Source organism: Dyadobacter sp. HNCC25DJ186 (assembly GCF_056895235.1).
Genome location: NZ_JBXHAS010000023.1, coordinates 1 through 10,739, shown reverse-complemented (window position 1 = coordinate 10,739; position 10,739 = coordinate 1). Strand labels below are relative to the sequence as shown.

The window sequence follows — 10,739 nt, the reverse complement described above, 5'->3', positions numbered from 1 at the left end:
GTGGCAAACTTCCATTTCCATACTGGATTTTGAACTGGGAATGATAGCTTCGATAGGGTTGTGGCATGGTGATGATTTTATGACAGCAGTCATTGTGACAAAGCGTTATCCTATACGTCACAGATTAGTACATTACAGATCTTGATGCCCAACCGCTTAATCCGCAATTTTATCCTGTTTCTGGCAGCGGCTTTCAGCTTTCAGAAAGTCAGTGCCCAGTAGATCGACGGGGCGGCCTCCCGCCAAAACTACCCGGTCACCGCCCAGGCTAGGCGCCCCCGACCATGTTCAAACCTTTGAGGTTACGGATGAAAGTGACGACTTGGAAGACCTTCCCATCGTACTGGCAGATCCGATGCAAATCCCGGTTCAGGCTTCGGGATGCACGGCAGTCACTCCCGGAGAACTGGCGGATTATTATTCCAATTTTCCCGGAAAAGATGGTACGGTTCCGTCTGATACTACCGGGAAATTGAAACTTCCTGGCTGTGCGCTGCAAAGCAGTGCTTTTTCTGTTTGTAGTCCTGAGCATCCTATGGTGCCATTGCCAACTGGCGGGACGGAGCTGGCAAACCTGAAAACCGGGGAGGTACTGGGAATATATGATTTTGCGGTGTTTGTGACTGAAGCAAGCGGCTCAGGTAGTTTTTCGGGCAAAGGGTTGGTGCGTCTTCCTTTTATGGAAGGAACTCTGGCTTTGGCTGAGTTCAGCGGTGTAAAAGCCATCACAAGCGGTGATGGAAACGGTGGCTGCGTATATGAGGCCACAGATTTCAAGCTTTTAAATGCCAGCCAGGCGGAAGTAGCGGCAGCGAAAAGTAAGCTGTTAAATGAGCTGGCACAAAAAACAGACCCTAATGCCTACGCCGGTACACTGGCAGGGGCACTTGCAGGTTATGATGCGCTGGGAGCCACTGCCTCTGCTGATTCATTATGCCCTTACAAAACAGCGATTTTACAGGCAAGTGAAGAGATCCGGAAAGCACTTGTGGATGCGGGCGAGGATAATCCTGATCCAAGGATCACGGATATTCTCAATGATCTGAAAACGATCACCGACCAGTTAACCGCTGGTAGCCCGAAGGTGGACAGCATCACCCAGAAATATGAGGATCTGATCAGTAAACTTGATACGTTTAAAAAGGACAGCCAGTCAGGCGAACCAGGCAGCGGCCCCGGCAATCCGGTGTTTGCGATTCGTAACGTACAGGTGGGTGGTATTGACAACAAATCGGCACGTATTAATTGGGAGCTGTCGGGTGGTGCCGCTAGTAAATATATAATTGAGTACCAGGATAAGGACGGGGCTATCCTTCAGGAAACTGTAACAAGTCCGTTGATTGATTTGTCGCGTTTGCGTGAAGGGATGGAGTATAAGTACAGGATATTGGCATATGACGGAGATAAAGTAATTGCTACTTACGGGCAGGATGTGTTCCAGACAATCAAACGAAGAATCGGTAATCCACAGAATTTGCAATATGCACCGAAGACTGATGATTCCAGAGCTGTAAGAATAACCTGGGATGCCAACAAAGACCACCGTACCTATAAACTAGTTTATGTGGACCATAACGGAATAGAAAATACCGTATATCCGACTACAAATCAGGTAGATATCGGTGGATTGTCCCGTAACCAGAACTATGCTTACCGGATTATGGCTTATGGTGATGATGGTCTTTTTAGTGAAGATGTTCCTGGTCAATTTAAGGTTGGCACTGTTTGTGAAGTAGGCATTGTTGCATCCAGTCTTCGTGTTATCCCGGGTACCCCGGTAAAACTTAGCGTGAGTGGCTGTGTTGACGAATTTAATAATCCCGGTGTAGTGGAGTGGGAAGATGGTGTCAACTCATATAAAGAACGTACGGATATCACGGTTACTCCCCAGATAACAACAACTTACAAGGTTACTTGTCTTTTAGACAAAATACTTGACAATGGGCAGAAAGAACATGCCGGATGTTCGAAAGAAGAAACGGTGCTTGTTGAAAAGAAATGTGAAGGAGTAACGGCAACGGCTTCCGCTGTTTCGATTGAACAAGGGGAGCCGGTAATGCTGAAAAGTAGCGGCTGTACCGGTAAAATCGAATGGAAAAATGAACTCACAACGGATGGGATTTTAGGAAATTTGAACAACCTAATTGTTTATCCAGCTAAAAGCAAGAGTTACGTACTGTCGTGCACGGATGGAAATGGCAACAAATGTTTTGCCGAAACGGAAAAAGTGGATGTAAAATGTGCATTAAAGTTAGCAGTTCAATATAATCTTCCTTATGTAAAATATGACCGAGCAGGAGGGTTTGATGAAAGCCCTCTTTGGTCTGCAATTGCCAACATCTCTTTTTTTACACCTTACAACATAATAAAATGGTTGTTTAAAGGCAACAGAGACAAGGATGCATCGATTCAAGCAGTGGGATGTTCGGAACCGGTAGTTTGGGAATACAGAAATGCGAAACAGAACAGTGAATTATCGGAAAAGAACTTTTTGTATTTGGAAGATATAACGAACAAAACCACGGTAAAGGCAACTTGTAAAGTGGGTTCCATGACCTGTACATCAGAAGTAGAACTTAAAAAACCAGATAAAGACTGTAAAGATTTCAGAATAACGATCAGTGAGGATCCATCAAAACAGAGCAATTTAATTTTAAAAGTAAATAGCAATAAAGATGTCACATGGGATGATGGGTCCAGGAATAATGAACGAATCGTTTCCGTTCCAGAAAAATCAACTGTTTATACTGTAAAAAATACAAAAGGGTGTGAAGAATCTATTGGTATTGATATCCCGAAGATGGCAACGCCAACCATTCCATGTATCGAATTTACACTTTCAGGGCCGAAGCAAGTTGAAATCCCTGAAGGGGCAACGTCTGTAAACGCTCAATTAAAGGCAACCGGGTGTTCCAACGGATTGGCAAACGCTACAATCGTTTGGAAAAGGGAAGGTAAGCAGATTGGCTCAGGTCCGGAGCAAAACAAGACCATTACCTTTGTGGAAGCTGATAAGAATAAAACGCATAATTTTTCTGCTACCTGTTCGCTGACGGGAGATGTCAAAACACTATCCATAAAGGTTATTAAGGAAGCAGTTGCACCACGTGCGCCGCAACATCCCTGTGATTTTTACCTATATACAAATAATGGAAAATACTACGATACCTTCCTGGAATCTAATTCAGAAAAGGTTGAAGTATTTACCTGGGGGATGGGGAGTCAGATTCAGGCATTCTTGCAAGAAGATACTAACCAAATAATTTCTGGTGGCCCGGATGTGAATTACAAAAATGGTGAAGCTATAATATCATTTAGCCTCCATGGAAGCAAAAAGGGATCGTTTGCTCTTAAAGTTTCGAACTGGGTGGGAGGAACCTTTTGCGATAAATGGATATATATTAATGTAGATAATAATCGGGGCTATAACCCAAACTATGTTCAGGCTACATTTAATTATCCTGTTACGCCAACCAAAGAAGACTGCGAAAAATACCGAGGCGGCGCAGAAATACCGGTTATCAGGGATGCCTACAACCAATCGGTTTATACATTAGAGCATAGTGATCTCAGGGATTTTGGGGCTCTCTCTTTGTATGTCAAAGGGCAAACTATCTTTTATTCTGGCATTACCACACCGGATAAATTAGCCTTGGTTGACAAAGTATGTAATGCCAACGGTGGAACATCGCAGTGGTATAGCAATGCAAACAGGACTACCAGGCTTAATGATTTCATTACTATATCGGGTTATTCAACAGCAATTATTGATGATCCCGATTTTGAAAATAGCAAAACGTACTACACACGCTGTACATTCCGGAACGGGTCCTATTGCGACAAAAAGGTGGTTGTCAATCCGGGAATGCCTGCTAACGCTCGTATGGGTGCAACAGACACGGAAACATCCACCTTGGAGACAACCTCGAATTGTACATTTTCGAAGCAAAAAGCAACCGATATTTTATTATCCGATGTTCTTTGTCAGAAATTAAGTCTGGTTCCTGGTAAAGAGCGAGAAAAACTATTGGCTTTAAAGGAAGCGCTTCTCGCGCAACAGGTACAACTTGCCGATATCACCGATGCCATGGTGGCCGATCTGGCTGCCGGCAAATGCAGCGAGGTAGTTACTGCCTTGACAGCGAATATTGAAGGTAACGAATCTGCTGCCACCCTAAATGGGACGTTGGTTAATCAGCAGAATATTGACAAACTGCTGAGTGATGTGGTCGATGCATTGCCAGCCAGCCCAACCGATGTATGTGTCCCACCTCCTGCCTCCCTTGTAGAATTGACATCTTCTGGCGGACGTATAGCAGGGTACGATATCGATTACAACCGTTTCTTTATTGCCCCTGACGGCCGGGCTGTTAAACTCCCTATGGGGGCCAAACCTAAATTCTCTAATTTTGGCAATGGCTGGGGAGCTCCACCTACCGGTACCTTACAGGGTTTTGTTCTGGCTGATGGCACAGAATACTTTGCCGAGATCATCAACAGCCCGGAGGCGTTTGTTAATTACATTTTAAAGACAGACCCGATTTGCCGACCCGCGAAGGTTTATGATCAGGGCTTATTCCAGAACCCTGTTGGCGTTAGCCCTGTTTATTATTTTCAGCCTTACAATGGCAGTGACGGATGTGGTTACAACTGGGTGGAGATGAACTACACCTTTGCGCCCAACAGCAATAGTTCACTTATTGCAGTTGATCCCGGTCTTGGTGGTAGTTATAAGAATATCACCAGGTTCAAGTGTGCCGAAGAAGTGGATTGGGTAACGGGTGCTGACGGAACAAAACGCAAAACCGTTACGGTTGCAGGCAGTAAATTCTCGCTTGAAGATAAAGGCGGCGATATCACGGTAAAAGGGGAATGGAAAAATTTCGCTAAATGTCCGGAATGTAAGGAAACAGCGGAGGCATCGCTGCAATCGGCCCTGACGAAAGCCCGTGCAAAAAACAGCGGCAAGCTTACTGAACAGACAACTGTTATTGAGGGTGTAACGATGACTTACGGGCCGGCGGGTGATGTCGTTTACGTTGACATGAAGCTGGGTGACATACTTAAAAACCTGGCTGAGACCTACAACAGCCTTTTAGAGAAAGCCAGGGTGCCGGTGGAAGCATGGGAACCTGGAAAACAATTTTATGTGCGTGATGAAACGGCTGTGATCAGCGGGGCCATCGACCAGGCAATCGAGGAAACCACGGAGACTGCTAAGTTGATCGGTTTGGGGTTAACTTTTGTATCTGATCCTGCTGGGGCTATTAAGGAACTGGGTACATTTGCCAGTGAACTGATGAACTGGGAGAAGGCGACGGCTACGGGAAAGGAGTTGCTTAAAGGAGCTGTGTTTGCGGACGAATTTGAAAAGGGAGGCAAATATGCTTTACATGCTACCGGTCGTGCGGGTGTGGTGATTGCCAAAACCGTTGCTACGGCAGGCGCAGCACTGGCTATCATCAAAGATGCGCCTGGGGCACTCCGAAGAGCCGGGTTGATGAAGTTATTAAGATCCAGACTTAAAGATCCAAACCTTGAAAGCCAGTTAGAGAAGGATCTTGTGAGCGATGATTTCTACAAACTTCTTGACAAGGATAACAGCTTAACTGAAAGTTGGGAGTTACTTCACAAGGCAGGAAGAAGTGAATTGAAACTGACTAAGGAGGCACTTGAGAAGGTGAGGGACCTGCTAACGGATGCGAAAGTACAAAAAGCGTTAGGAGCTAATTATGCTGAGGAACTGTCGGTTATTTGTAAGTCGCAAGGAGGTTTTAGCGGAGCGAAAAGCTTGGTAGCCCATTTGGAAGACGTGAGAACTTTCTGCAATAAATTTGATGATAAAGAGGGATTCGATCAGGTAGTGGCATCTATGAAAAATTCCAATGGTAACGTCCAGGATGGTCTGCAACATGTGCTCAATCAAGTAAACAAAGCTGATTTTGATGCGAGCAAAGTAAGTAAATTTGACATGGAATTTGAAGGAGAAGGATTGCCTTGTACCAAGTGTAAGTTTGATGTGCAGCTTTCCGAAGGAAATAAACCAAGGCTTATCGAATACAAAAGTTATCTGGATGCATCCAAAATACAGCTTCCTCAGTTTTTGAATTATATTGCAAGCGTGAACGACCTTTCGGAAATGAAATATGTCTTCAATGCGGCAAAGTTATCGACTGAACAAGCTAAAGTAGGGATGAGGATGTTTATGAATACTAATAAAAACAAGCAGGATATTTTTTCAACAATTTGGTCGAACGAAGGATTGAAAAATAGCATATTTCCAGGCATAACAGATCAAAATCAGGCCTATACCAAATTTGGAGATATGCTGAACGATAATGATAGTCCAATTTTTAACTTTATTGAATCAAAATGATTAATTCAGAAAATATAAAATTAGTTGAGGATGTTTTTGATTTTAGCATTTGTCAGAGCTATTTAGCGTATGTCCGGGGGGATTCTCTTTTTAATCGGTCGCTGTATTTCAATGACGAACTCATTCAATACTCAAACGCATCAACTTTTTTTTTTCACAGCGGATATTTGATTTTCTCAACTTGGGAACCCGATACTTATCTCCTTGATGTTAAGGACGCAATTCTAAAATTGAAACTATGTGGTTATTCTTGCTCGACTGAGGTAACTGGTGATTTTGTGTTTATATCAAAAAAAAATGAAGAGGGATATAATACTTTTATGATAAATGTCAAAACGCATGAAATGATGAATGTCGGCAATAATTTTTCTGGAAAAATTATTGCCGACAGAAAAATCATCAATAATAAGAATAGCATCGATGTTTTTAGTATCCCAAATGAATTTCTGTGGAAATACACTATTCCTGAAAATCAATACGACTGGTATAACCTAGGCAGTGTTTATATTAGCGAACGTAGCGTACCTGTTAAAGCAGAAATTAAGAGGGTTCTTGGTGTGTATAATGAGGTTGTATGGATTGCCTTAAACTCTGGAAGACTCTTAGGGCTAGACATTTACACAGGAAATCTACAACATGATCTGGCCGTTCCTACCAATTTTTTTGCTTATTTCTCAGAGGGATTTAATCAATTTGATTCGGCTGCGGATTCGTTACTCGATGAAAAGCGAGGTGTTATTTTTGGACTGCGCCTAACGTATTATTGGGAAATCAATTTAGTTAATCCTGAAAGTGAATATGTTTTATACGATATATCCGAGCAATGTAATAAAAAATTGATCGGTGGCGGTGGGATAGCCCAAGAGCTGGTGTGGAAAGATGAAGAGATATTTTTTTACGAGTGGAGCTTCGCCCAGGACCCATCCTACGTTGGCATCTATAATCGAAACACCAGAGAAATCACCTGGACAAGCCGTGAGCTGGGTGAAGAAGGCGTATTCAAGGGTGTAAAAAAACTTGATTATTCTGAAAACAGGCTTTACGTGCTGAATAGGGCAAACACCTTACATATTTTCGAGCGGTAGTAATAATATCATGTCCACTTTGACCAACCAGAAGCAAATAAAAATCAAAAATGAGTATGCCAAAGTTCTTTTTCTTGACAATTGCACTTCATTGTTGAGTTCAAGATAAGCCGATTATTGGTAGCCGTACAATGTCTTCAAATATGAATGTAGAAATCAACTATTTAACTTAAAATCCATATGAATAAATACCTATTGTTTTTTATCCTTGGTGCTAATATTTCATTAAGTGCCCAAAAAAGAACGAATTATTTGGGTGGAACGGTCATGTTTAATAGGTCTTCCGATGAAACAATGAGAGAGTCTGACCAACCAAGGAAAGACATTACAAAAGATAATTCAATAGCGCCGGAAATCCAGTGGGGTTATCATATCAATAACTCAACAGTTGTTGGAATTGGTTTGAAATATACATTTTTCTGGACGCAAAATACAGCTAATGATTTATCCATAAAATCTGCGAGAAATCAAGCCTTGGAATTTATGCCTTTTATGAGACGATATAAGATGATAGGGAATCGCTGGGCTATGTTTTTGCATGCTGAGGTGGGACCTAAATACAATTGGGATAAAAGCTATTCAACCGGAATTGATGCTTATGAAACTAAGAACAAATTTTGGCATCACAATTTAAGTGTTAAACCAGGTGTGGTCTATTTTTTTCCTAACAAAAAGTGGGCACTTGAAGGATATGCTAATATTGCTTCATTGGGTGCTACTTTTATTCCGGCTACTTCTCACAATCCCAGACAAATTTTTATAAATACAAGCTTTCAGAACCCACAATCTTCTATCTACTTTTCCCTCCGTCTAGCCAGATATTTTTCCTCTAAAACGATATAAAATATGAAACGTAATTTTATAATAATTTTTGTAATGATGCTGAGCAAAATTGCTTGTGCTCAATTTCAGTCAGGTTCTTCTTTTATCAATGGCGGTTTTTACAGTTCTTTTGACAACAGCCGTCACAAGCAGTCTGATTTTTCAAGTGGCAGTTACCGTCATAATATAAACATATCTATTGGAAAGTTTATAAAAGAAAACAAAGCTGTTGGATGGAGTATCGGTAATAGTATTCTTAAAGAGAGATTCGGAAGTAACTCCATTAACCCCGAATCAATTAGGGAGTTCAAACTTGGGCTAAACAGATTCTGGGAATTTTACAAACCACTTAACGATAAACTCTCATTGTATATGAGTCCGAGTGTTGGTTTAACCTATGCAAAGAGCTATGACTACTCGATAAGTGGCTATGATTTTTCATTTGAATCCTGGTCCCGTGAAATATCTATGGGTGCAAGTATTAAACTGGGGATTTGCTGGAAAGTCGATAAGAAATGGGCTTTTTACGGAAACTTAGGAATTATAGACCCTATTCATTTTACAGGAGGAGTTGTCAAAACGGAAAAATATTGGGAAAAGAATACCAATGGCGACAATACACGTAGCAAAGGCATTTATTCAAATCAGTATTTTGTTCCGGGACTGTCGTCTCTTGGGTTGGGCTTGGGTGTTAGATATTTTTGGGGATCAAATGAGTAGGATATTTTCGGGTACATTCCAAGAACATTCCGAGCTGAAACGTGCGAATATTCGAACATAGAGTTAGAGGATTTTTGGTATTACGTTGAGAAAAGTACGTGGCACCATTGATGCTGTCTTAAAAAGCAATTGCGATGTACTCCAATTTTTTATGGTTCATCGTCAATCAAAACAAGCTTTCAGGTCTTGATGAAAAATTATATCCACAGATTAATTCAAAATGAAACTTTTATTTACTCTGCATTTTATTAAACCAACAGTATCTTTTTTAGTTGCCGTATTTATCATTTCCTGCAAAAAGGAAGAAGTAGGACTAATTACCAAACCTAAATCGGTTTATATCGCTGTAAATGAATCAGTCAGAATCAACATAGATTTGGCTAAGGTGTGGAAAGATGGGATTTCAACGTCTTTGACAGATGGTACGAAATACGGTCAGATTAAATCAATTTTTGTTGAAGGGACTGATATTTATTCTTGCGGCTTCGAAAATAATGATACTGCAAGGGTGGCGAAAGTTTGGAAGAATGGTGTATCCATTTCATTAACAGACGGTACCACCTTTGCTGAGGCTAATTCAATTTTTGTGGTTGGTAAAGATGTATATGCGGCAGGTAGTGAAAGGAAAGGTATTGTTTCTGTGATAAAAACTTGGAAAAATGGAGTTGCAACTTCATTAACCGGTGGAGGCGATTGGGATCAAACTGCCAACTCAATTTTTGTAGTCGGAAGTGACGTATATGTAGCTGGCGTTGAAAAAAATAATGGCGAGTTTATTGGGAAGGCCTGGAAAAATGGGGTTGCTATCCCTCTAAATAATAGTGCGGATGCAGTTCTTACGTCAATTTTTGTAGTGAATAATGACGTGTACATATCAGGCTATGCGCATAGTGGAAACACTTGGCTTGCCAAAATGTGGAAAAACGGAATAGACAAATCCTTGACAGGGGATACCCAGTATGGTATTGCAACTTCAATTTTCGTAGTTAAGAATGATGTTTATGTAGCCGGTTTCGAATCTAACGGATTTAATTATGTGGGTAAAATTTGGAAAAACGGTATTGCAACCTCGTTGACTAACGGCAAAGAGAATGCATATATTAGAAAAATTTTTGTGTCCGAAAATGATGTCTACGCGATCGGTCGCGAATTCAATGGAGTTAAATATGTAGCGAAAGTTTGGAAAAATGGAGTCCCCACTTCACTATCTGATGGCATCCACGATGCATATGCTGAGTCTATTTTTATAAAATGATACCCCGGTTGTGAAATATGTAAGACCCGCAGTAAAGCGGTCTGTGATGAATTTGTGAAGATTGGTAGTGTCTCAAAAGTGTTGCTGACAAAAAAAAGAGGTTTTAAACTAAAAGGAGTGACTTTCGGTCAAAATGGGGTCAAAAATGAGGGTAGTGATAACGCTACCTTTATTTTTTTAAAGGCTCAAACATTAAAACATGGCCAGGATTTCCCCCAAGTGTATCAAAAGTGTTGATGGGTTAATAATGTACTGTAAATGTGGTAATTATCTCGTGAGGCATGGTAGGACGCGTACCGGGAAGCAAAGGTTTTATTGCAAATTGTGCAAAATCAGCCAAGTTGAAACCTATCAAAAACAGTGCATAATCCACGAACAATCCGAGCAAAAACGTACGAATATTCGTACATGGGGGGGCAGGAATTTTGAACAAATAGAGTGTAACGGACATAGTGATCCCATGTACTTGATTTTGGTCAGA

General features: G+C 41.3%; 6 protein-coding genes. 5 read left to right on the top strand and 1 reads right to left on the bottom strand.

The window, feature by feature from the left end; translation table 11 throughout:
* Positions 1-211 precede the first annotated feature (211 nt).
* The 5 genes from AC1XUO_RS29125 to AC1XUO_RS29105 all read left to right on the top strand — a co-directional run bounded on the left by AC1XUO_RS29125 (position 212) and on the right by AC1XUO_RS29105 (position 10,258).
* The gene (locus AC1XUO_RS29125) at positions 212-6,376 is read left to right on the top strand and encodes a fibronectin type III domain-containing protein (protein ID WP_483333409.1); all 6,165 of its coding nucleotides are present in this window, start codon (positions 212-214) and stop codon (positions 6,374-6,376) included.
* Positions 6,373-7,461 carry a hypothetical protein gene (locus AC1XUO_RS29120; protein WP_483333408.1) on the top strand — a complete coding sequence of 363 codons (1,089 nt, stop codon included), beginning with the start codon at positions 6,373-6,375 and terminating at the stop codon, positions 7,459-7,461. The genes AC1XUO_RS29125 and AC1XUO_RS29120 overlap by 4 nt, the downstream gene beginning before the upstream one ends.
* Positions 7,462-7,641: 180 nt before the next feature.
* Positions 7,642-8,304, top strand: a complete 663-nt coding sequence (locus tag AC1XUO_RS29115; protein ID WP_483333407.1) for a hypothetical protein — start codon at positions 7,642-7,644, stop codon at positions 8,302-8,304.
* A 3-nt stretch (positions 8,305-8,307) separates the two neighbouring features.
* Positions 8,308-9,003 carry a hypothetical protein gene (locus AC1XUO_RS29110; RefSeq protein ID WP_483333406.1) on the top strand — a complete coding sequence of 232 codons (696 nt, stop codon included), beginning with the start codon at positions 8,308-8,310 and terminating at the stop codon, positions 9,001-9,003.
* Positions 9,004-9,223: 220 nt separating this feature from the next.
* Entirely contained in the window at positions 9,224-10,258 is a 1,035-nt protein-coding gene (locus tag AC1XUO_RS29105) for a hypothetical protein (protein WP_483333405.1), read from the top strand.
* Positions 10,259-10,499: 241 nt separating this feature from the next.
* On the opposite strand, the gene AC1XUO_RS29100 is transcribed toward AC1XUO_RS29105, so the two are convergent.
* Positions 10,500-10,739 (bottom strand): hypothetical protein (locus AC1XUO_RS29100; protein ID WP_483333404.1); only part of this gene is annotated, 240 nt, incomplete at its 5' end.

Excerpts from the sequence above, each read along its gene's own strand:
- AC1XUO_RS29120 (WP_483333408.1), top strand. The coding sequence starts at position 6,373 with ATGATTAATTCAGAAAATATAAAATTAGTTGAGGATGTTTTTGATTTT.
- AC1XUO_RS29115 (WP_483333407.1), top strand. The coding sequence starts at position 7,642 with ATGAATAAATACCTATTGTTTTTTATCCTTGGTGCTAATATTTCATTA.
- AC1XUO_RS29110 (WP_483333406.1), top strand. The coding sequence starts at position 8,308 with ATGAAACGTAATTTTATAATAATTTTTGTAATGATGCTGAGCAAAATT.
- AC1XUO_RS29105 (WP_483333405.1), top strand. The coding sequence starts at position 9,224 with ATGAAACTTTTATTTACTCTGCATTTTATTAAACCAACAGTATCTTTT.